At 39.3% G+C, this 21,571-nt stretch carries 19 protein-coding genes and 1 riboswitch; of the genes, 15 read left to right on the top strand and 4 right to left on the bottom strand.

Annotation, left to right across the window (positions count from 1 at the left end; genetic code table 11):
* Positions 1 to 62 precede the first annotated feature (62 nt).
* The 6 genes from LCP48_RS14725 (at position 63) to LCP48_RS14700 (ending at position 8,244) form a co-directional block, all read left to right on the top strand.
* A complete protein-coding gene (locus LCP48_RS14725) occupies positions 63 to 1,406 on the top strand; it encodes a dihydrolipoamide acetyltransferase family protein (RefSeq protein ID WP_004231199.1) in 1,344 nt (447 codons plus the stop codon).
* Between the two features lie 121 nt (positions 1,407 to 1,527).
* A complete protein-coding gene (locus LCP48_RS14720; RefSeq protein WP_004231200.1) occupies positions 1,528 to 3,231 on the top strand; it encodes a methylmalonyl-CoA mutase family protein in 1,704 nt (567 codons plus the stop codon).
* Complete coding sequence (gene scpA / locus LCP48_RS14715) at positions 3,228 to 5,381, top strand: methylmalonyl-CoA mutase (RefSeq protein ID WP_004231201.1); 2,154 nt, start codon at positions 3,228 to 3,230, stop codon at positions 5,379 to 5,381. Before LCP48_RS14720 ends, scpA begins: the two co-directional genes overlap by 4 nt.
* Complete coding sequence (gene meaB, locus LCP48_RS14710) at positions 5,381 to 6,478, top strand: methylmalonyl Co-A mutase-associated GTPase MeaB (protein WP_004231202.1); 1,098 nt, start codon at positions 5,381 to 5,383, stop codon at positions 6,476 to 6,478. The genes scpA and meaB overlap by 1 nt, the downstream gene beginning before the upstream one ends.
* A gap of 161 nt (positions 6,479 to 6,639) precedes the next feature.
* Positions 6,640 to 7,080 carry a BrxA/BrxB family bacilliredoxin gene (locus LCP48_RS14705; protein ID WP_004231203.1) on the top strand — a complete coding sequence of 147 codons (441 nt, stop codon included), beginning with the start codon at positions 6,640 to 6,642 and terminating at the stop codon, positions 7,078 to 7,080.
* 153 nt (positions 7,081 to 7,233) lie between these two features.
* Positions 7,234 to 8,244, top strand: coding sequence for an aromatic acid exporter family protein (locus tag LCP48_RS14700; RefSeq protein ID WP_009370217.1), 1,011 nt, complete (start codon positions 7,234 to 7,236; stop codon positions 8,242 to 8,244).
* Between the two features lie 22 nt (positions 8,245 to 8,266).
* On the opposite strand, the gene LCP48_RS23360 is transcribed toward LCP48_RS14700, so the two are convergent.
* On the bottom strand, positions 8,267 to 8,323 hold the full coding sequence (locus LCP48_RS23360; RefSeq protein WP_233732816.1) for a hypothetical protein: 57 nt from the start codon (positions 8,321 to 8,323) through the stop codon (positions 8,267 to 8,269).
* A gap of 164 nt (positions 8,324 to 8,487) precedes the next feature.
* Here LCP48_RS23360 and mce point away from each other — a divergent pair, with 164 nt between their 5' ends.
* From mce to LCP48_RS14665, 6 genes are all read left to right on the top strand, one after another.
* Complete coding sequence (gene mce / locus LCP48_RS14690; RefSeq protein ID WP_004231207.1) at positions 8,488 to 8,901, top strand: methylmalonyl-CoA epimerase; 414 nt, start codon at positions 8,488 to 8,490, stop codon at positions 8,899 to 8,901.
* Positions 8,902 to 8,906: 5 nt separating this feature from the next.
* Complete coding sequence (locus LCP48_RS14685; protein ID WP_004231210.1) at positions 8,907 to 10,454, top strand: acyl-CoA carboxylase subunit beta; 1,548 nt, start codon at positions 8,907 to 8,909, stop codon at positions 10,452 to 10,454.
* Positions 10,455 to 10,560: 106 nt separating this feature from the next.
* A complete protein-coding gene (locus LCP48_RS14680; protein ID WP_004231211.1) occupies positions 10,561 to 11,514 on the top strand; it encodes a hypothetical protein in 954 nt (317 codons plus the stop codon).
* A gap of 715 nt (positions 11,515 to 12,229) precedes the next feature.
* Positions 12,230 to 13,345, top strand: a complete 1,116-nt coding sequence (locus tag LCP48_RS14675; RefSeq protein WP_202341186.1) for a M20/M25/M40 family metallo-hydrolase — start codon at positions 12,230 to 12,232, stop codon at positions 13,343 to 13,345.
* Positions 13,346 to 13,368: 23 nt separating this feature from the next.
* Entirely contained in the window at positions 13,369 to 13,857 is a 489-nt protein-coding gene (locus LCP48_RS14670; RefSeq protein WP_048392313.1) for a chemotaxis protein CheW, read from the top strand.
* A 137-nt stretch (positions 13,858 to 13,994) separates the two neighbouring features.
* A riboswitch (cyclic di-GMP riboswitch) is annotated at positions 13,995 to 14,086 on the top strand.
* Positions 14,087 to 14,129: 43 nt separating this feature from the next.
* Complete coding sequence (locus tag LCP48_RS14665) at positions 14,130 to 15,011, top strand: amidase (protein ID WP_225340320.1); 882 nt, start codon at positions 14,130 to 14,132, stop codon at positions 15,009 to 15,011.
* 45 nt (positions 15,012 to 15,056) lie between these two features.
* Here LCP48_RS14665 and nspC read toward each other — a convergent pair whose 3' ends face one another.
* The 3 genes from nspC to LCP48_RS14650 form a co-directional block, all read right to left on the bottom strand.
* Complete coding sequence (gene nspC, locus LCP48_RS14660) at positions 15,057 to 16,196, bottom strand: carboxynorspermidine decarboxylase (RefSeq protein ID WP_004231219.1); 1,140 nt, start codon at positions 16,194 to 16,196, stop codon at positions 15,057 to 15,059.
* Positions 16,193 to 17,422: a saccharopine dehydrogenase family protein gene (locus LCP48_RS14655; RefSeq protein WP_004231221.1), complete on the bottom strand. Its 1,230-nt coding sequence runs from the start codon at positions 17,420 to 17,422 to the stop codon at positions 16,193 to 16,195. The genes nspC and LCP48_RS14655 overlap by 4 nt, the downstream gene beginning before the upstream one ends.
* 439 nt (positions 17,423 to 17,861) lie before the next feature.
* Positions 17,862 to 18,068, bottom strand: a complete 207-nt coding sequence (locus LCP48_RS14650) for a hypothetical protein (RefSeq protein WP_004231223.1) — start codon at positions 18,066 to 18,068, stop codon at positions 17,862 to 17,864.
* 202 nt (positions 18,069 to 18,270) lie between these two features.
* On the opposite strand from LCP48_RS14650, the gene LCP48_RS14645 reads away from it, so the two are divergent.
* The 3 genes from LCP48_RS14645 (at position 18,271) to LCP48_RS14635 (ending at position 21,564) form a co-directional block, all read left to right on the top strand.
* Positions 18,271 to 19,983: a methyl-accepting chemotaxis protein gene (locus tag LCP48_RS14645; RefSeq protein WP_004231225.1), complete on the top strand. Its 1,713-nt coding sequence runs from the start codon at positions 18,271 to 18,273 to the stop codon at positions 19,981 to 19,983.
* Between the two features lie 90 nt (positions 19,984 to 20,073).
* Positions 20,074 to 20,817: a tetratricopeptide repeat protein gene (locus LCP48_RS14640; RefSeq protein WP_004231227.1), complete on the top strand. Its 744-nt coding sequence runs from the start codon at positions 20,074 to 20,076 to the stop codon at positions 20,815 to 20,817.
* Positions 20,818 to 20,931: 114 nt separating this feature from the next.
* Positions 20,932 to 21,564: a LysE family translocator gene (locus LCP48_RS14635; protein ID WP_004231229.1), complete on the top strand. Its 633-nt coding sequence runs from the start codon at positions 20,932 to 20,934 to the stop codon at positions 21,562 to 21,564.
* The last annotated feature ends 7 nt before the right edge of the window (positions 21,565 to 21,571 follow it).

Genomic DNA, 21,571 nt, shown 5'->3' with positions numbered 1-21,571 from the left:
ATGTTTTTAGCGCTACATCAGGTACAATGACGCCTAGGCTTATTTGATGGGAGGAATAAAGGATGTCGGTTCAAAATATTACAATGCCACAGCTCGGCGAAAGTGTAACAGAAGGTACAATTGAAAAATGGCTTGTAAAGCCTGGAGATACAGTTAAAAAATATGATCCATTAGCAGAGGTTGTTACAGATAAAGTAAATGCTGAAATCCCGTCATCATTTGAAGGGGTTATCACGGAGCTTCTGGCGCAAGAAGGTCAGACATTACCAGTTGGAGCAGTCGTTTGCTCGATTGAAATAGCGGGAGAAGGTGAATTACCAGCACCGCCACCTGAAAAAAAATCAGCGGTAAGTACGGCTATTTTAAATGCAGGTGTTCAAAAGAAACAGGAGGCACCACAGCAGGTAGCGGCTCCAGTATCTGCACCAAAAGAGGCACGTACGGGTAAAGTACGTTATTCACCAGCAGTTCTTCGACTTGCGCAGGAGCATGATATAGCTTTAGACCTTGTAACAGGTACTGGCGAGGGTGGTCGTATTACACGAAAAGACCTGTTAAAGCTAATTGAAACAGGTAATATCCCAACGGCAAATGATGTAGCACAAGCAGCTTCAACCGTTCAAACGACATCGGCACCCGCAGCAGCTTCAGTACCACAGCAACAAGTGGAAAAAGCAGCTGCACCTGTACAACCTATTCATCCAGGAGATATCGAAATTCCAGTGACGAAGATTCGTCGTGCCATTGCGAATAATATGGTGAAAAGTGTACATGAAGCGCCGCATGCTTGGATGATGATGGAAGTGGATGTAACAGATTTAGTGACTTATCGTGATAGCTTAAAGAATGAATTTAAGCAAAAAGAAGGCTTTAATCTTACATATTTCGCCTTCTTTGTAAAAGCGGTTGCTCAAGCTTTAAAAGAATTCCCAATGCTGAATTCGATGTGGGCGGAAGATAAAATCATTCAAAAACATGACATCAATATTTCGATTGCAGTAGCAACGGATGATGCCTTATTTGTACCTGTTATAAAACACGCGGATGAAAAATCCATTAAAGGAATTGCGAAAGAAATCAATGAACTGGCTATCAAAGTTCGCGCAGGAAAACTAGCAATGGATGACATTACTGGTGGTACATTTACAGTGAATAATACAGGTGCATTTGGCTCTGTTCAATCGATGGGCATCATCAATTACCCACAAGCAGCGATTCTGCAAGTGGAAAGTATTGTAAAAAAACCTGTTGTTTTACCAGGTGGAATGTTTGCTGCACGTGATATTGTGAATTTATGTTTATCATTAGATCATCGTGTGCTTGATGGACTTGTCTGTGGTAAATTCCTAAATAGAGTAAAAGAAATACTCGAAAATACAAATAAATCTTCAACGTCAGTCTACTGATGACTCGTCGGAAACCTGCTGTATAAGGGTTTCCGATTTTTTTTATACTTTTCGAGTCGCAATTTGTCATGTAGAATAACAAATAGAAACTACTAAGGGGGGAAGCTGATTAAGCGTCCGCATGTCAAACAACATGAAAAATATTGAATTTGAAATACCAGCCTATTCAGACTGGCAAGATGCAGCAATCAAAGCTTTAAAAGGGAAACCATTTGAGTCACTATTCACAAAAACAAATGAAGGTGTTACACTACAGCCGCTTTACACGCAAGAAAGTTTAGTAGCTAAGCTTGGAGAAGAACTTGATTTACAAGTTGCCACAATCCGTTCCCTACAAAATGATCAAGTATTTCAGGTGGCACAACAAATTCACGCTGATTCAAGCGAAGCTTTTTTTGAACAGCTTGAGGATAGCCTAGCGCGAGGCAATGAAGTTATTACGATTGATAGCCGAGTGAGCTTTGCTTGGACAGAAGAAGTATTGGTCAAATTAGCATCATATTTCTCAGAATATTCGTTTAAAATTACTATTGAAAATTCAAAAGACCCGTTATTAGCAGTATTCGACAACATTCCAGTAGATCAACAAGAAGCCATTAAAGGTTACATTATTTCAAAAGACCCTATCACTTTGACTGCATTTCCGAACGTGCGCTCAGTCAGTGCAGACACAACGATTTATCATAATGAAGGTGCTAACGCTGTACAAGAATTAGCCTATGCACTTGCATTAGCAGCCAAATTTGCAGAACAAGAAGAAAGCTTTGAAGCGTTCTCGAAGAAATTCTTTGTATCTTTTGCCATTGATACACAATTCTTTACGGAGATTGCAAAACTACGTGCTTTTAAAGTACTTTGGAAAGCGTTCTCATCGGCTTATGGCGTAACAGATCATGTAAAAATCCCTACTGTGGCTGAAACATCATTAAGAAGCTTTTCTAAATTAGATGTGTATGTAAATTTATTACGCTCTTCAAATGAAGCACTTTCTGGTTTAATCGGTGGTGCTGATCTCTTTACGGTTCATCCACATGACGTGTTAACGAAGCCTACGGATCAATCCATTCGTATCGCTCGTAATGTGTCATTAATTTTAAAAGAAGAAACCAATGTCTTAAAAGTAAAAGATCCAGCAGGGGGCTCTTACTTTATCGAGTCGTTAACAGCAGATTTTGTGAAAGAAGCATGGGCATTATTTTTAGACATTCAGGCAGCTGGCGGTATCGATGAATATACAGCTTCTGGCAAGCTTGCAGAAGAAGTGGAAGAATCCTATCAAAAGCGAATCAAAGCTGCCCAAACACGTAAGCAATCATTAATTGGAACGAATATTTATGCTAATCCAGCTGATATCCTTGAACAGGATACAAATCCATTATTTGCCGATATTAAGCGTATTGCTGCTCCATTTGAGGATTTACGTGCAGACATGACAGCAGCAAATGTGAAAACAGGTATTTTAGCATTAGGATCATTAAAAAGCTCTAAACCACGCGCAGATTTTGTAGCGGGCTTCTTAAACACAGTTGGTCTTGTACCAGAAAAAAGTGAGCCAGTGACAACTGTAGAAGAGGCAGTGGCTTGGCTGAAGGCAACAGAGGCTAAGTATGTAGTGATTGCAGGCAGTGATGATGATACAAAAGCATTGGTATCGTCCATTTTAGCTGAGAAACCAGCGAATGTGCTTGTAGATGTAGCAGGCAAATTTAAAGACGAAGAAGAAGCATGGTTAGCCAATGGCTTAAACGGCTTTATTTTCGCAGGACAAAACATCATTGAAAAATTACAGTCCGTGTTTGCGAGCATGAAGGAGGTCCAACGATGAGCAAGCCAAATTTTAATGCAGTAGAAATAGAAAAGGTTTTAACAGCTGAAGCACCTCAAGCGTCTGAAGACAAGTTCATGACAAATGAGGGAATTGAAATTAAAGATATTTACACAAAAGAAGATATTAAAGAGGCTAAACATCTAAATGATGTGGCGGGGATTGCACCCAACACACGTGGGCCATACCCTACTATGTATGTAGCACGTCCATGGACGGTTCGGCAATACGCTGGTTTCTCAACTGCTGAAGAATCCAATGCCTTTTACAAACGAAATTTGGCTATGGGACAAAAGGGTCTTTCTGTAGCGTTTGATTTAGCAACACATCGAGGCTATGACTCTGATCATCCACGTGTAACAGGGGATGTAGGAAAAGCTGGGGTTGCGATTGACTCAGTAGAGGATATGAAAATCCTTTTCGATCAAATCCCGTTAGACCAAATGTCTGTTTCAATGACAATGAATGGTGCGGTATTACCTGTCCTTGCGTTCTATATTGTAGCAGCAGAAGAACAAGGGGTAACGCCAGATCAATTAGCAGGTACCATTCAAAATGATATTTTAAAAGAATACATGGTGCGTAATACATACATTTACCCACCAGCTATGTCAATGAAAATCATCGCAGATATTTTTGAATATACAGCGAAGTATATGCCGAAATTTAACTCTATTTCAATTTCGGGTTACCATATTCAAGAAGCAGGCGCAACAAATGACATTGAGCTTGCCTATACATTAGCTGATGGCTTGGAGTATGTACGAACAGGATTAAAAGCAGGTATTGATATTGATGCATTTGCACCTCGCCTATCGTTCTTCTGGGCAATTGGTATGAACTATTACATGGAAGTTGCTAAAATGCGTGCAGCACGTCGTATTTGGGCACAAATGATGTCTACGTTTAACCCAAAAAATCCAAAGACATTAGCATTACGTACGCATTCCCAAACATCTGGATGGTCATTAACTGAGCAAGATCCATTTAACAATGTTGCACGTACATTAATCGAAGCAAATGCCTCCTCGATGGGACATACGCAATCCCTTCATACGAATGCACTGGATGAAGCGATTGCACTTCCAACTGATTTCTCTGCACGTATCGCGCGTAATACACAGTTATTTTTACAAGAGGAAACAGCGATGACAAAAGTCATTGATCCATGGGGTGGTTCGTACTACGTGGAGAAATTAACAGAAGAAATTACGAAATCTGCTTGGGCGTTAATCGAAGAGATTGAAGCGCTTGGTGGTATGGCTAAAGCGATTGAAACGGGACTTCCAAAAATGAAGGTTGAGGAAGCAGCAGCAAAACGTCAAGCGAAAATTGATTCTAAAACAGAAACGATTGTTGGGGTGAATAAGTATCGCTTAGCAAAAGAAGAGCCAATTGATATTTTAGATATCGATAATACAATTGTTCGTCAAAAACAAATTGAACGTTTAGAAGCGATGAAGGCAGCTCGTGATGAAGCGGAAGTTCAAAAACATTTAGCTCGCTTAACAAAAGCTGCTCAAGATGGAGAAGAAAACCTGCTAGCGGTGGCAGTGGATGCAGCGCGCGCTCGTGCTTCTTTAGGTGAAATATCTGATGCAATTGAAGCAGTTTCTGGTCGCCATAAAGCAGTCATTCGTTCGATCTCTGGTGTTTACTCTGCAAACTTCTCTGATGAGGAGCAAATTGCGGAAGTGAAACAAATGACAGAAGAATTCCTTGAAAATGAAGGACGTCGTCCACGTATTTTAGTTGCTAAAATGGGACAAGATGGACATGACCGTGGTGCAAAGGTTGTCGCAACTGGTTATGCAGATTTAGGCTTTGACGTAGATATTTCTCCATTATTTATGACGCCTGCTGAGGCTGCTCAAATGGCTGTTGAAAATGATGTTCATGTTATTGGTGTATCTTCACTAGCAGCAGGACATAAAACTTTGGTGCCTGAATTGATAGCTGAGCTTGAAAAACTAGGTCGTGAAGATATTATCATTATTGTGGGTGGTGTTATACCAGCACAAGATTATGATTTCCTTTATAATGCCGGTGCAGTAGCCATTTTCGGACCAGGTACAGTGATTCCTGTATCCGCACAAAAAATTATTGAAGAAATCTACAAACGTTTAGGCTATGAGGAAGTGTCTGAATAATGGACAAAAATAAAGGAATGGAAGACAGTGCGCTATTTGTTATGGACGGAGTAGAGGCGACTCACGACGGGATGCAATATGGTACACCCAAAAAGTTCCGAAAGAAAAAGGCAGACATTCTAAATGTAGGAGAGCTTGCGCAACAAGTACGTGCGGGCTCTCGCACACATTTATCAAAAGCCATTACCCTCATTGAAAGTTCAAACGCTACCCATAAAGTACAGGCACAAGAACTATTGCAGGAGCTTCTTCCACATACAGGCAATAGTATCCGAATTGGCATAACAGGTGTGCCTGGGGCAGGAAAAAGCTCATTCATAGAGGCTTTCGGCACTATGCTTTGTGATATGGGGAAACGAGTTGCTGTTCTTGCCATTGATCCAAGTTCTTCTCTATCGGGAGGAAGTATACTTGGCGATAAAACGCGTATGGAAGAGCTCGTGAAGAAGCCTAGTGCATTTGTGCGTCCATCGCCATCGGCAGGTACCCTAGGGGGTGTTCACAAAAAAACACGGGAAACCATGTTAGTTTGTGAGGCAGCAGGCTATGATGTGATTTTAATTGAAACAGTTGGTGTTGGACAAAGTGAAACCTATGTCCGTGGCATGGTTGACTTCTTCCTGCTTCTTGTTTTAACAGGAGCGGGGGATGAATTGCAGGGCATGAAAAAAGGCATCATGGAATTAGCAGATGCAATTGTCGTGCATAAGGCGGATGGTGATAATGTTCGTCTAGCTAAAAAAACGGTTGCAGAGTACAAACAAATTTTGCATTTTTTACAGCCAGCTACACCTGGTTGGATGTCAACTGCCATGCCTGTTAGTTCACTAGAAAAACGAGGACTTGATAAGGTTTGGGAAACAATTGGGGAATTCAAGCAAATCGTAGAAGCAAATCACTATTGGGCTACCCGACGCCAACAACAAACAAAAGAGTGGTTCCAATCGATGATTACCGATCATTTAATTGATCTATTTTATGGAAACCCGCAACGTAAAGCACAAGTACAACAGCTTGAACGTCAAATTTTAAGTGGACAGTTGACAGTTACACAAGGTGTGGATCGTTTATTTAGCGAGGAGCGGGAAGACAAGTAAACGAGTCTTATTGAAATCGTAGTAATTTCAACTGAAATGTGTTGAGCAAGTAGGTGCACAAATTGCTTGCAAACTGCTATGATAAGAGATGGATAAGCGTCAAAAATCTACTATCTGAAATATAACTAAATTGGCGCGAACTTGAAAGGAGCTATCGCTATATGAATATGGATTACGATTTATTTATGCAGGAAATTTTAAAAACAGCACGTGCTGAAATCGAGGCAGCTGGTTATGAACAATTAACAACACCAGAAGCTGTAGAAGAGGCGTTTGCTCGTCCAGGTACAACATTAGTAATGGTGAACTCAGTGTGTGGTTGTGCGGGTGGTATCGCTCGTCCAGCAGCAGCACAATGCGTTCATTATGATAAACGTCCAGACCATTTAGTAACAGTGTTTGCAGGGCAAGATAAAGAAGCCACTGCAGCAGCGCGTTACCATTTTGGAGAAGATCATCTACCTTCATCACCATCATTCGTTCTATTAAAAGACGGACAAGTTGTCGCAGAAGTGGGACGCTATGAAATTGAAGGGCATGACCCAATGTCAGTTGTGACAAATTTACAAGCAAACTTTGAAGAATATTGTGACGAGCTTTAAGTCCATTCTTGCATAAGAAAAATTTATTTTCAATCAAGTAGAAAAGCCTCATAGATCATGCTATCTATGTAGGCTTCCTACTGATCCTCATGTATAGATAGTTTCATTATTGTTAAAATTTTTGTAATATTGGCTAAATAATTAGCTGAATGAGTGAAGAGTACTAAAGGATGGGAGGCAGTCGGCCTGAAGAAGTTTTCAATCGGCTATCGGACTTTAAAAACAGCAATTGGTGCGGCCATCGCTATTGCCATTGCACAGTATTTTGATTTAGCCTCATATGCATCTGCTGGTATTCTAACCATATTATGTGTGCAGCCAACAAAAAAGAAATCCATTTATGCAGCCTATACACGATTGGTTGCAAGTATTGTAGCAATGCTTTTTGCCTTTGTAAGCTTTGAGTTATTTGCTTACCATCCACTTACACTAGCAGGCATGCTTATATTCTTTATACCTACCATTGTATCTTTAAAGGTTGCGGATGGATTTATCTCCAGTGTCGTAATTATTATGCATATTTACGCTGCTGAAGGTTACTCATTGACACTTGTTTATAATGAATTAGCGTTGATGGCTATCGGTTATGGAACAGGGATTGCCATTAATATGTATATGCCAGACATTCAAAAGGAATTAAATTACTACAGAGTCAAAATAGAGGAACTATATAGTAAGATTTTTTTAGAAATTGCCAGCTATTTACGGCAAGGAGATACGTTGTGGAACGGCCAAGAAATTATCGATGCAATCAAAGCACTAGAAGAGGCTAAATCATTAGCGTTTAAAGATGTTCAAAACCATTTTACAAGACGTAAAAATGATTACTATGTATATTTCGATATGCGAGAGCAGCAGCTAGAAATTATCGAAAGAGTGCTACCCAAAGTGACGACATTACCTGTTATAGTACAAGAGGCTGAAATTGTGGCAGATTTTTTACAAGACCTAGGTGAGCATGTTCATTCGGGGAATACGGCTAGTCATTACCGTGAAAAGCTCGAACATGTTAAGCGCGATTTTTCTCAGCTTCCTTTACCACAAAGCCATGAGCAATTTATCGCTCAGGCAGCCCTCTATCAGTTTATAGAGGAGATGGACAGGTATTTAGAAATAAAGCAGTCATTTAAAGGGTTAAAGGCTAAAAAAGAGCGCCCACAGTAGTGTGGACGCCTCATGCTTTGCCTTAAATTATCATAGATAATCCGAATGCTAGAGATGAGATTAGCATAATTGCGATCATACTATAAATAACGACTTTTTGAAATTTTTTATTACTCATATGCTCGTTCGCTCCTTCTTTTCTTATAAATAGTTTAGCAAATCTGAAAAATTTCTCAAGTAGTAGAGTTTTGACAAAAAAATCTGTAAAATAGAGTATGTACCATAACAGAAGGAGATGTCACCATGGAGAAAGTAGACCATATTGGGATTGCAGTGCGCGATCTTGATGAACGCATTACATATTATACAGAAACTTTAGGCTTAAAGTTGATGAAAGTGGAAGAAGTAGAATCTCAACAGGTTCGTGTGGCATTTATCGATGCAGGGAACGTGAAAATTGAGCTATTAGAACCAATGAGTGATAAAAGTGCCATCCATGGTTTTATTGAAAAACGTGGAGAAGGAATTCATCATGTTGCGTTTGGTGTGACGGGAATTCGTGAACGAATGGCAGAGCTTCGTGAAAAAGGTGTACGTCTCTTATCCGAAGAGCCAGGGCCAGGTGCTGGAGGGGCAGAGGTTGCGTTTATGCATCCTAAATCCTCATTTGGGGTGTTGTATGAATTATGTGATAAAAGTGGAAAAGGGGATAAGTGATTAGTATGGATATGTTCGACAAAATCAATGACTTGTATGACCGTAAAACGGTAATTGAACTTGGTGGGGGCTATGATCGCATCGATAAGCAGCATGAGAAGGGGAAACTTACTGCTCGTGAGCGTATAGACTTGTTGCTAGACGAAGGTACATTTTTCGAAATTAACCCATTTATTACACACCGTACAGTAGACTTCGGCATGGAAAAAATGGAGGGACCTGGTGATGGTGTCGTAACTGGCTTCGGTAAAATTAACGGGCGTCCAGTATACTTATTCTCTCAAGATTTCACAGTGTTTGGTGGGGCACTTGGTGAAATGCATGCGAAAAAAATGGCAACAGTGATGGATTTAGCTGCTAAAAATGGTACACCATTTATCGGCATCAATGACTCAGGCGGTGCACGTATTCAAGAGGGTGTTCTTTCATTAGATGGCTATGGTCATATCTTCTACCGAAATGCCATTTATTCTGGTGTGATTCCGCAAATCTCTGTGATTATGGGACCTTGTGCTGGTGGAGCTGTTTATTCTCCAGCTATTACTGACTTCATTCTAATGGTGGATAAAACATCTCAAATGTTCATTACAGGACCTAAAGTAATCGAAACGGTAACAGGAGAGAAAATTTCTGCTGAAGATTTAGGTGGTTCAAAAGTAAATAATGCGGTCAGTGGGAATGCTCATTTCCGCGCTTCTTCTGAAGAGGCAGCGATTGATGAAATTAAAAAACTATTAAGCTACTTACCACAAAACAATAAAGAAAAGGCACCTCGTCAAGCTAGACCTGAAGGGGATGACTACCGTCCAGAAATCGTAGATACAGTGCCAATCGAAACAACACGTCCATATGATGTACGTAAAGTTGTTGAGCAAGTAGTGGATGAAGGTTCGTTCATGGAAGTACATGCAGAGTTTGCTAAAAACGTAGTAGTCGGTTTTGCACGTATTGCTGGCGAATCAGTTGGACTTGTTTGTAACCAACCAAAAGTTCTTGCTGGTGGCTTAGATATCGATTCTTCTGATAAAGCAGCTCGTTTCATTCGTACTTGTGATGCATACAATATCCCAATCATCACATTTGAAGACGTTTCTGGCTTCTTCCCAGGCGTTAAACAAGAACATGGTGGTATTATTCGTCATGGTGCGAAAATTCTTTATGCTTATTCAGAAGCGACTGTTCCAAAAATTACAGTGATTTTACGTAAAGCTTATGGAGGCGCTTACGTTGCCTTAAACTCGAAATCTATCGGTGCTGACCTTGTATTTGCATGGCCAAATGCTGAAATTGCTGTTATGGGTGCTGCTGGCGCAGCTAACATCATTTTTGCCCGTGAAATTGCAAAATCAGATGACCCAGAAGCAACTCGTGCAGCGAAAATCGAAGAATATAAAGAAAAATTTGCTAACCCATATGTTGCAGCATCTCGCGGTATGGTAGACGACGTAATCGATCCACGAGATACACGTATCAAGCTGATTCAAGGACTTGATATGCTGTCAAACAAACAAGAAACACGTCCAGAGAAAAAGCACGGTAATATTCCTCTATAATAGTAATACAAGCCTAGCAGCTCAAAAGTTGCTAGGTTTTTCATTGTCAAAAAGTGAAACATTTTTGTTTGTCATCCGTACTGATAGATAGGAGGAGTTGAGATGAATGGAATGGCAGCATTTACAAATAGAGCAAGAAAAGATTCATGCACAACTTAGAAAAGCATCTAGATTAAACGAACAAAATCAGTTAATTGATGGGCAAATTAAACATACACAACAGGAAATAGACAATCATACGGCAGCACTCCATCAAATTCGATCCAAACTTGATAAATTGGATGGTTTCTCGTTTATGAATATGATTCGTACGTGGACAGGGCAACAAGATGAACTGAGGGCAGAAAAAATTGATAAGGCGGCAGTACTTGAATTAAAGCTAAATGAAGCAAAGAAAATGCAAAAAGATTTAGCAGAGGACAACGTGCAAGTGATGAATCAGCTAGTCCAAATTGATGAAAATGCGCTTCAGCAATCACTTCAACAGGTCTTTCTTAAAAAGAAGAAATATTTACAGATTCATGATGCAGCCCAAGCAGAAAGGCTAGAGTATTTAGCACATGAGGAAATGCTAACAAAGCAGCTCATAAGAGAAATTAAAGAGGCGGAGGAAGCAGGAGAAGTAGCTCTTACAAGGCTAGGGCAAGCAGCAGCTTCATTACATTCGGCCAATGGGTATTCCACATGGGATACATTTTTTGGTGGTGGGCTGATTGCTACGCACTTAAAGCATGATGCGCTCGATCAGTCTGAAAACTATTTACACAGTGCTCAAATTGCCTTACAACGGTTTCATAATGAATTATTAGATGTTCATGAAATGTCTACGAAATCGTTGCATATTGAAACTGATGGGTTTGTGAAGTTTGCGGATTACTTTTTTGATGATATTTTTTCAGCATGGTCTGTTCATTCTAAAATCTCAACAGCAAGGGAACAGGTCTCACGTGTTCAAGATGATGTACATAATACGATTTGGCGCTTACAGGATAAACATAATAAAGCTGTCAACTACCTACAATCATTAGAAAAAGAAAAAGAGCGTATTTTCAATGACTAAGGAAAGTCTGAGATTTTTCTCAGCTTTTTCATGTTGTTGAAAAAAGATTGTGTCACTAGCAGAAAAAGACCTTTTGGCAAGGTGAGGGTGTGATTTCCGTTCCGCCAGTGTCCTTTTCAGGGGGCGTCCGATGAGCCGCTTCACTCACTGAGTTCGCTCCAGGGTCTCATCTGTGACTAAATCCCCTAGAAGTGACACTGGCGGAACGGAAATCAACGATGTGGCAAAGTGTCTTTTCATTATCTTTCATACTAGCTAGCCGTAGCAATCAAATTAACCCAATATTTGTATAATTAGAGAAAGAATAGACTCTTAATTTCATTGCGAAGAAATGATTAGTTACAACCCCCCTCCATAAAATGGGTAGTGAGGACCTTCACTTTATTTGAAAACCTTTGCTAAAAAGTTAACATTTTGTAGGTTGGAGCGGGAGGCTACTTGATTCCCGTGGGATAGCGAGACAGGCGAGCCCCTGCACGAAGCTGCGCGGCGCTCGCCCACAGGAAAGCAAGTAGCCTGCAACGGAAACCATTTTCACCTTTCAAAAAATTCTATTGATGGTTTTGTTCTTTAACACTATGGGAAAGTCTGAGATTTTTCTCAGACTTTTTATTTTGGTAGTATTGTTCAATGATTTCAACTCTTCTGACGTTGTGCTAAAATAATACGTATACTATAACGTGGAAATACACGTAAACTAAGGGAGTTTTACAACATGACAAGTCGTTTAGTAGAAGAGTTTTTTGAGCTCGTACAAATTGATTCAGAAACAAAACATGAACAACTAATAGCACCAATTCTTGTAGATAAGTTGACTGCACTTGGATTTTCAGTGATTCAAGACGATGCACATACGCGTAATGGACATGGGGCAGGTAATATTATTGCCACATTAAAGGGCACATTGGATGTAGAGCCAATCTATTTCACTTCTCATATGGATACTGTTGTTCCAGGGAAAGGCATCAAACCGTCTTTACGTGAAGATGGCTATATCGTATCAGATGGTACAACCATTTTAGGTGCCGATGATAAAGCAGGTCTAGCTGCTCTATTTGAGATGGTCAAACGTTTGAAAGAGCAAAATATTGCACATGGAGATATTGAATTTATTATTACGGCTGGTGAAGAAAGTGGCCTTGTTGGCGCTAAAGAGTTAGATCCAGCGAACATTAAAGCAAAATATGGATTTGCGGTTGATAGCGATGGCAAAGTTGGTGGTATCGTGACAGCAGCACCATTCCAAGCGAAAATTTTCACAAAGATTATTGGAAAAACGGCACATGCAGGAGTTGCTCCTGAAAAGGGTATTTCGGCCATAACAGTCGCATCAAAATGCATTGCTCAAATGAAACTAGGTCGTTTAGACGAAGAAACGACTGCAAATATTGGGCGTTTTGAAGGTGGACAAGCGACGAATATTGTTTGTGACGAAGTGACAATCCTTGCAGAAGCACGCTCTATAGACAAAGCTAAATTGGATGCGCAAACAAAGCATATGCAAGATACGTTTGAACAAGTATCTGCTTCGTTAGGCGCACGTGCAGAGGTAGAAGTGAAGCTAATGTATCCAGGCTTCCGTGTAACGGAATCTGATAAAGTAGTTCAGGTAGCTATGGCTGCTGCACGCAATGTTGATCGTACACCGACACTAGGCATTTCTGGTGGAGGCTCAGATGCAAACGTTATCGCAGGTTTTGGCATTCCTACAGTTAATTTATCTGTTGGATACGAGGATATCCATACAACGAATGAAAAAATACCAGTAGAAGAGCTTGAAAAATTAGCAGATTTGCTAGTAGAAATCGTCAAAGAATCGGCAAAAAACTAACAGTCGAATAAGGATGTGACCCTATGGAAAGTGTCAAAGCAGTCGTTTTTGCTTGTGGGACAGAGGAGTATGCTGTGCCTGTGGAGCAAGCGATTTCAATTGAAAAATTAGAGCAAGTAACACCTATTCCTCATTTACCTAACTATCTTCTAGGCTTTACAAGAATTCGCGGTGAGCTTGTACCTGTTCTTGATTTTGAACGCATACTGTACAATCGTTCATCGAATACAGCAACCGCACGTATCATTGTGTTGAATACTGATGTGGTTAATTATGGATTACTTGTTACAGAAGCACGAGAAATTCTTGATTTCGATGAATCAGTACTTCAGCAATTGGGTCTAGTCAATTATAGTAAAACGCGTTATTTTACAGCGGTAGCTAATCTTGAAAATCGTATGATAACATATGTTGATCCAAAAATACTGGTTAATTCATTAGAGGGCATTAGGGAAATTATCAATTATTTACACAAAATGCTTGAAAATGAAAAGGAAAACGTAGAGGCTTAAGTACTCTACGTTTTTTTATGTTTGAATAGTAAATTTAACCTGTATTTTGTCGTTTTTACCTGATCATACATGTGACAATTATGCATTATACCTACAGACAAACAATTGCTAACCGCGTATGATAATGATTAAGAAAAAACTGAAAAAGGCAAACTTCACCGAAAGGGAGGGACGCAAAGCCATGAGTCTAAACACTATAATTTCAGTGCAAGATTGTCAGGTTGCCAGGTTCTGTTCTAGGGGCCGTGGCGAGTAGAATGGAGTTAGTTCGTATGAAGAGACAATTAAAAGTATGGACCGCACTAATCGTCATCATGATTAGTTCATTAGCTTTATCAAGTGGAAAGGTTGATGCCATGTCTATACAGGAAAAGGCTACATGGCTGTGGGATACATCCCTCATCATGGATGACCAAGAAAAAATATTATTATTTTTAGAACATAATGATGTCAATAAAGTTTATCTGCAAATCGATCAAGGCATAGCGAGCAATGACTATAAGCATTTTATTAGTAACGCTTCTCACAGAGGTATTCGCATTTATGCATTGGATGGTGCTGCAAGCTGGGTTTCAGCTGAGGGTAGTCGAAGCCAAGACGAATTGTTTAATTGGTTACATACATATAATGAGAATTCAACTGAATCTGAGCAATTTTCTGGGGTTCACCTTGATGTAGAACCTTATTTAAATAGTGGATGGAGCTTACATCAAGCACAAACGATAGAATCCTATCAAGCACTAATAATGAAAGCAAGTGAGAAGGCAAGTCAGTTACAACTTACTTTAGAAGTAGATATGCCATTTTGGTTTGATGAAGTTCAGTATAATAACCAATTTGGAAAAGGGTTATTAGCTGATTGGGTCATTGACCATACGGATAGTGTGACGATCATGGCCTATCGTGATGCTGCAAAAGATATTATCTCTATTGTAGAACATGAAATCGCGTATGCTTCCACTGTGAATAAATCAATTGTAATTGGTGTAGAAACAGGCGCTTCAGAGGAAGGGGAAAATATTACTTTTTATGATAATGGAGAAGCCTTTATGAATGAACAGCTTATACTTGTTCAGCGACATTTTTCAAATAACGATGCTTTTCATGGAGTAGCCATTCATTATGTGGAGAATTGGATGACCATGCGTCCATAAAAAAAGTCCTTCCAGTGTTAAACTGGAAGGGCTTTTCTATTGGTATTAGGACAGTCGACCACTGTAGTCCTCGAATTTAAATTCACGAATGACTTTAATACCTTCTTCATCATTATAAGAAACGATAGATGGTAAGTTGACACCGTTAAACATATGGTTTTTCACCATTGAATAATGAGCCATATCTGTGAATACAAGACGATCACCTGGTTTTAATGGCTGTTCAAACGAATAATCGCCAATCACATCACCAGCTAGACATGTTAGTCCACCTAAGCGATACGTGTGTGCTAATTCATTTGCTTGTCCAGAACCAATAATCATTGGACGGTAAGGCATTTCAAGTACATCAGGCATGTGACATGTTGCTGATGTATCTAAAATAGCAAGATCCATTCCATTTTCTTGAATATCTAGCACCGTTGCTACTAAATAGCCTGTATTAAGGGCTACTGCTTCACCTGGCTCAAGATAAACAAGCAGGTTATACTTTTCTTGAATATAATTAATGATGTTCACAAGTTTTTCTACATCATAATCATCACGTGTAATATGGTGACCGCCACCGAAGTTTAACCATTTCATTTGGTGTAAAACATCACCAAATTTTTCCTCAACTACTTCAATAATACGCTCTAATGTATCAGAATTTTGTTCACACATCGCATGGAAGTGTAAGCCATCGATACCATCAAGCTGTGATTTATCAAAGTTAGCCAATGTTGTACCAAGGCGAGAGTTTGTGTAACAAGGATCATAAAGAGCTGTTTCAATTTCAGAGTATTCAGGATTCACACGAATACCACATTCAATTGTTTTACCAGCAGATTTAACTTTATCCTTGAACTGAGCCCATTGGTTAAATGAGTTAAATACGATGTGGTCCACATAGCCTAGAAGCTCGTCCATTTCATGCTCAATATAAGCAGGTGCATAAACGTGAACTTCTTTGCCCATTTTTTCATAGCCAAGACGTGCCTCATGCAGTGAGCTAGATGTAATGCCCGCTAAATATTCCCCTACTAGCGGGAATGTTGAATGCATAGAGAAGCCTTTAAGGGCTAATAAAATGCGGCAGCCTGTTCGATCTTGAATTGATTTTAAAAGCTCAAGATTCTTTGTTAATAATCGCTCATCCACTACATAAGAAGGGGATGGAACTTTTGAAAAATCAATTGGTTTCATCGGCTTAATTCCTTTGCATCTAAATCAAGGTCTAATAATTCTGGGTTATGGCTTTCTTGCCATGGTAGACCCCATTTATTTAGTGCATCCATGAATGGATCTGGATTGAAATCTTCCACATTCCATACACCTGGTTTACGCCATTCACCGTTCATCACAAGCATTGCACCGATCATAGCTGGTACGCCAGTTGTGTAAGAAATCGCTTGTGAACCAACCTCGTTGTAGCACTCTTCGTGGTCACATACGTTGTACACATAGTACGTTTTTTCTTTGCCATCTTTTAGACCGCGAATGATACAACCTATGTTTGTTTTACCTTTCGTACGTGGTCCAAGTGAAGCTGGATCTGGTAATACCGCTTTAAGGAAGTGGATTGGTTGAATCATTTGCCCTTCGAATTCGATTGGCTCAATTGATGTCATACCTACGTTTTCTAACACTTTTAAGTGTGTTAAGTATTTTTCAGAGAACGTCATCCAGAAGCGGATTTGTTTTAAACCTTTGATATTTTTTGCAAGGGATTCAAGCTCTTCATGGTATAGAAGGTAAATATCTTTTGGTCCGATTTCAGGTAGGTTATACACTTCTTTTTTCTCAAGTGGTGCAGTTTCAATCCACTCGCCTTCTTTCCAGTAACGACCATTCGCTGTAATTTCACGAATGTTAATTTCTGGGTTGAAGTTTGTTGCGAAATGATATCCATGATCTCCCGCATTGGCATCCACGATATCGATATAGTGGATTTCATCAAATTCATGTTTTTGTGCATGAGCTGCGAAAACGCCTGTTACACCTGGGTCAAAACCGCTTCCAAGTAATGCAGTTAAGCCAGCTTTTTCAAACTTCTCTTTATAAGCCCATTGCCATTTATATTCAAATTTTGCCGTTTCAGGTGGCTCGTAGTTTGCAGTATCCACATAGTGCACACCTGTCGCTAAGCAAGCATCCATAATCGTTAAGTCCTGATAAGGTAGAGCCACGTTAATCACTACATCTGGTCCGAAAGCTTTAATAAGCTCAATAACCTCTTCTGTATTGTCTGCGTCTACCTGTGCAGTATGAATTTTTGTTTTTCCGCCGTCTAGTTTTTCTTTTAGAGCGTCACATTTTGAAACAGTTCTACTTGCGATACAAATTTCCTCAAATACGTCCGAATTTTGAACACACTTGTGTACCACAACACTGGCAACTCCGCCAGCTCCGATAATCAATGCTTTACCCAATTGTCTACCCCCAAGTTCATATAAAGTATTGTCAAACAAGCTGATTATACAGAAAATTGATATACTACTCAATCATTGTTTTAAAATTTTCTACAAAAAATTTTATTTTTCTACAACAATTAGACGTATACGGAGGGGATTGCCTCGGAAAAGAAGGGAATCATGAATAAATCTACAACGCCATTTTAGTAAAAATAGCTGTTGTATAGACTTAATTAATTGGTGAAGTTTCATCACAATTCATCCAAGATACTACGACATCAAGTAAATATTTTTCTAAATGAATGTTTTGACATAGTATCTCTTCCGATTGACGATTTGATACCAACTACTAAATCATTTCTACTAACTTTACATAAAAAAATCCCTCTACATATAGAAAGGGAAGGAACCACATTAAACGTGCTACAGGTATCTGTGTACTGGAAAATGATGCATATTATTTCAGAAAACGATTGGATACTTGTTGTTTTTCTTCCCCCCATATATAGAAGAAAACCACAAGCAAAGTACTAAAAAAACCCATCACAAGAGCATACGTACTGAGGGCTACTCCCACTTGACTTTGCATGGCATAAATAAAAATGGCCCCTATTGTTAACAAGTTGCCTGTAACAATCGATACTAGATGAAAGCGTTTATTCATAGCAAGCCCTCCTATTAGATGAATTGGTAATGCTCAGGATTTAAGATAATTAACTTCAATTATCGCACAATTCAGAACTTTTTCCAATGTTTTTATCTTACTAGAATAATTAAAGATGCTTTTTTAATACATCTTTTTGTAGTATGATGAAACACAAAAGGAATATTCATAGATTATTACAAGAAAGGGGAGAGGATGGATCGTGAAATTACGCAATTCATTAACTTTTCAACTTGGGACGATTATCGCTGGTATTTTAGTGGTGATGCTAGGGATTACTTCGTTCGCTACATACATAACTGCTTACAATAAACTTTATGATGCTGCTGGTGTTGAGGCCTATGGCTGTGCCAATATTACGACAGGTTTGATCAATCCGCAACAATTGGACAAGGCCATTCAAGGCGACAAGGCTGTACAGGAAAACATTGGGAACGATTTGAACTGGACAACAGGTCATAAAGATATTTTCCAAACGCAATATATAGTATCATTGGATGGCACATTATTAGCGCTTGATGATCATTTGGCTGAAAAAGGCTATGCCCCTGGTGATCAATTTTATTTAGATAAAGAAGCTATTGATATGTTGCTTACACATAAGCATCCAACATACTCACAGCCCTATACTTATGCAGGGATGGACCGTTTATCTGGCTATGCCCCTATTTTTAAAGACCATGATTCCAGTAAAGAGATTATTGCCATTAGTGTCATCGACTTTGATGCCAATATCGTGAAGGAGCGAACATGGGATGTTGTACGAAATGGGATTTTAATTAGTATTTTCCCTATGCTAATTGCTTCTATCATCACAGGCTTTTTAATCCGTCGTAAAGTAAGACCGATTAGTGTGCTGATTCAGCAGGCGAAAGAAATAGCCAATGGTAATTTAGCAGTACCTGAAACAAAAATTAACAGTAAAGATGAAGTAGCAGATTTAGCCAATACATTAAATCGAATGACAGCTAATTTACAAAATATGATTATGACGATGCGATCCACTTCTAATACTTTAACGAATAACGCAGATGAAACCGCTTCCACCTTGAACGATATGAGCAATACCATTCAAGGTGTCGCCAATAATATCGAAGAGGTAACAAGTGCCGTGACGGCAGGGATGCACCATGCTGAAAATGCGACAGATGTTCTTACTTCTTTAGCGCAGGACCTTCAAAAGATTCAAAGCAATGCCAATAACAGTGCCGATAATGCTCGACAAACGATGGAATTAGCAACAGAAGGTGAGCGACTAGCAAAAGATATAAGCAATGATATGGCATTAATTCACAGCGGATCAGGTGAGGTACGACAAACAGTAGAAAACCTGGTTACATCTGCAACCAAAATTCAAACCATTACAACGTCTATTGCGAACATCGCATCACAAACAAATTTGCTAGCACTGAATGCTTCCATTGAAGCGGCTAGAGCAGGGGAGCATGGTAAAGGCTTTGCTATTGTTGCTGAGGAAGTACGGAAGCTTGCTGAGCAATCTAATCAAGAGGTATTGCAAGTTGAACAGCTTATTCAGGATATAATGAAGCATGTGCAGCAGGTCATGTCATCTACGAATGATAATACGCAATATATTGAAAAAGGAACAGAGACAGTGCGTCTAACAGCACAATCTTTAGGAAATATTTCGACAGCAGTGGCTGCAACAGTAGAAGAAATGATTACCATTTCTAATGCTATGACCGCTGAAAATCAAAAATCTACACGTATTGTGCAAATGATTCAACAATTAACAGAATCTATTCGTGATATAGAAGAAACGATGAATATGATTACTGTCGCAGCGCAGCAAACAACTGCAAGCATTGATGAGGTGGCACAAGGCTCTAATGAAACAAATCACATGGCACACACACTCGAACAGCATGTAAAGGCGTTTAAATTAAAAGAATAATAGAAAGATTAGGACATGTTGGCTTTTGCTTATACTACTTAAATGGTAAACTAGCAATAAGATTTTTCTTTTGCGAAGGTGAGGATTTTAATGGTGGTAAAACAAATGAACGAGCAAGTTCAACAAGTCAATGACTTATTTTTGAGTGGTCAAGTAAAGGAAAGTTATCAACTAGCTAAAGAAATATTGGGCAATGTTACAGCGATCGAAGAAGAGGCCTATCAAGTCATTCAGCAGCATGTGGCAATGCTAGAGGCAAATGGGTATGCAAATATGCCTCAGCCTACTGACGACAAAGTAAAGCAAAATGTGGAACGAACAGATGGCTCGTATCCAGAACGAGATGTTCTCGCAGCTTATATAGGTAGTCAGGATGATGAGCAATTTGGTAAAGTGGTCGATGAATTATTAGCAGGACCTTTAGAAGCGCAGGCGAACGCCTATTATACAATGGCGGAATATTATGTCCTTGCAAAAGAACAGGATAAGGCATCCGTACAATATGCGGAGGCAATCAAATTGCAGCCCAATAAGGCATTGTATTGGGGAGCATTTGCACAGTTTTTAAATCGTCACGAAGGTAGCCCATATTTGGCATTAAGACTGATTGAAGAAGCAATACTCCTAGATGGAATGAACCCTCGTTGGCACTATATTCAAGGTAATATATTTTTTCAGCTAGTAGCAGCGACAAAAAATTTAAGCTATTTACCTGCCTTGGAAGAAGCATGGGAGAAAGCTAAAAAACGTTGTACAGCTAAGCAGGTCACATTGAAATTGGATTTGGAGAAGTCAAAAGATTTGTTAGCGCAATGGAAAAAGCAAATGCTCTAACAGGTAAAAAGACATGTAACTTTTAATAATTATTTCCTTTCAAGTATAATTATGCTATAGTGAAACCATAAACGGACGTATGAAGCTTATCGATGACATGAAAGAAGTGTTTTTTTGAGTTTATATGTAGCGTATGTATTGGTAGGACTTGCCATTGCCATGCCTGTAGGAGCTATTACAGTAGAAATGACAAAGCAAGGACTCAAAAATGGTTTTATGCACGGCTGGGCTGTTGGGCTTGGTGGTATGACCATTGATATTGTATTGGTTTTTGCTCTGTATATGGGACTAGCCTCCATCTTGGCTATGCCTATGATTCAACTCCCTATGTGGATTATTGGAGCGGGCTTTTTATTCTTGTTAGGCTATGATTCTATCAAGAACGCTGACCATGATATTACATTGGCAGGAGAAAAAGTAACCAAATCGTTTTTTGCCTCTTATTTTAACGGCTTACTAGTGGCCATTTCACCCGGTAATCTCGTTTTTTGGGTCAACGTATTTGGTGTGGTGCTAGCAAAATCTTATGGACAAGGGGAGTCAACGAGCTTTTTAATTATTGCTGCTGGTGTTTTAAGTGGAATTTTACTCCACGATATCGGTTTGCTGACCATTATCTCGGTTACTCGTAAAGCTATGAATCGGAAGATGATTAGGACATTTACAATTGTCGCAGGCTTCTTATTGATTGGTTTTGCTTGTTATTTTATCTATGAATTTATACAAGGAATTAAGATTTATATATGAAAAGTGC

It is taken from the genome of Lysinibacillus capsici, from assembly GCF_020217405.1.
Lineage (GTDB): Bacteria > Bacillota > Bacilli > Bacillales_A > Planococcaceae > Lysinibacillus > Lysinibacillus capsici.
Note: the sequence above shows the minus strand (reverse complement) of the source record. Positions and strands in the feature narration are given on the sequence as shown.

What these genes read in the sequence shown, in the direction of transcription:
- LCP48_RS14725 (WP_004231199.1), top strand. Translation starts at nt 63, where the DNA reads ATGTCGGTTCAAAATATTACAATGCCACAGCTCGGCGAAAGTGTAACA.
- LCP48_RS14720 (WP_004231200.1), top strand. Translation starts at nt 1,528, where the DNA reads ATGTCAAACAACATGAAAAATATTGAATTTGAAATACCAGCCTATTCA.
- scpA (WP_004231201.1), top strand. Translation starts at nt 3,228, where the DNA reads ATGAGCAAGCCAAATTTTAATGCAGTAGAAATAGAAAAGGTTTTAACA.
- meaB (WP_004231202.1), top strand. Translation starts at nt 5,381, where the DNA reads ATGGACAAAAATAAAGGAATGGAAGACAGTGCGCTATTTGTTATGGAC.
- LCP48_RS14705 (WP_004231203.1), top strand. Translation starts at nt 6,640, where the DNA reads ATGAATATGGATTACGATTTATTTATGCAGGAAATTTTAAAAACAGCA.
- mce (WP_004231207.1), top strand. Translation starts at nt 8,488, where the DNA reads ATGGAGAAAGTAGACCATATTGGGATTGCAGTGCGCGATCTTGATGAA.
- LCP48_RS14685 (WP_004231210.1), top strand. Translation starts at nt 8,907, where the DNA reads ATGGATATGTTCGACAAAATCAATGACTTGTATGACCGTAAAACGGTA.
- LCP48_RS14680 (WP_004231211.1), top strand. Translation starts at nt 10,561, where the DNA reads ATGGAATGGCAGCATTTACAAATAGAGCAAGAAAAGATTCATGCACAA.
- LCP48_RS14675 (WP_202341186.1), top strand. Translation starts at nt 12,230, where the DNA reads ATGACAAGTCGTTTAGTAGAAGAGTTTTTTGAGCTCGTACAAATTGAT.
- LCP48_RS14670 (WP_048392313.1), top strand. Translation starts at nt 13,369, where the DNA reads ATGGAAAGTGTCAAAGCAGTCGTTTTTGCTTGTGGGACAGAGGAGTAT.
- LCP48_RS14665 (WP_225340320.1), top strand. Translation starts at nt 14,130, where the DNA reads ATGAAGAGACAATTAAAAGTATGGACCGCACTAATCGTCATCATGATT.
- nspC (WP_004231219.1), bottom strand. Translation starts at nt 16,196, where the DNA reads ATGAAACCAATTGATTTTTCAAAAGTTCCATCCCCTTCTTATGTAGTG.
- LCP48_RS14650 (WP_004231223.1), bottom strand. Translation starts at nt 18,068, where the DNA reads ATGAATAAACGCTTTCATCTAGTATCGATTGTTACAGGCAACTTGTTA.
- LCP48_RS14640 (WP_004231227.1), top strand. Translation starts at nt 20,074, where the DNA reads ATGGTGGTAAAACAAATGAACGAGCAAGTTCAACAAGTCAATGACTTA.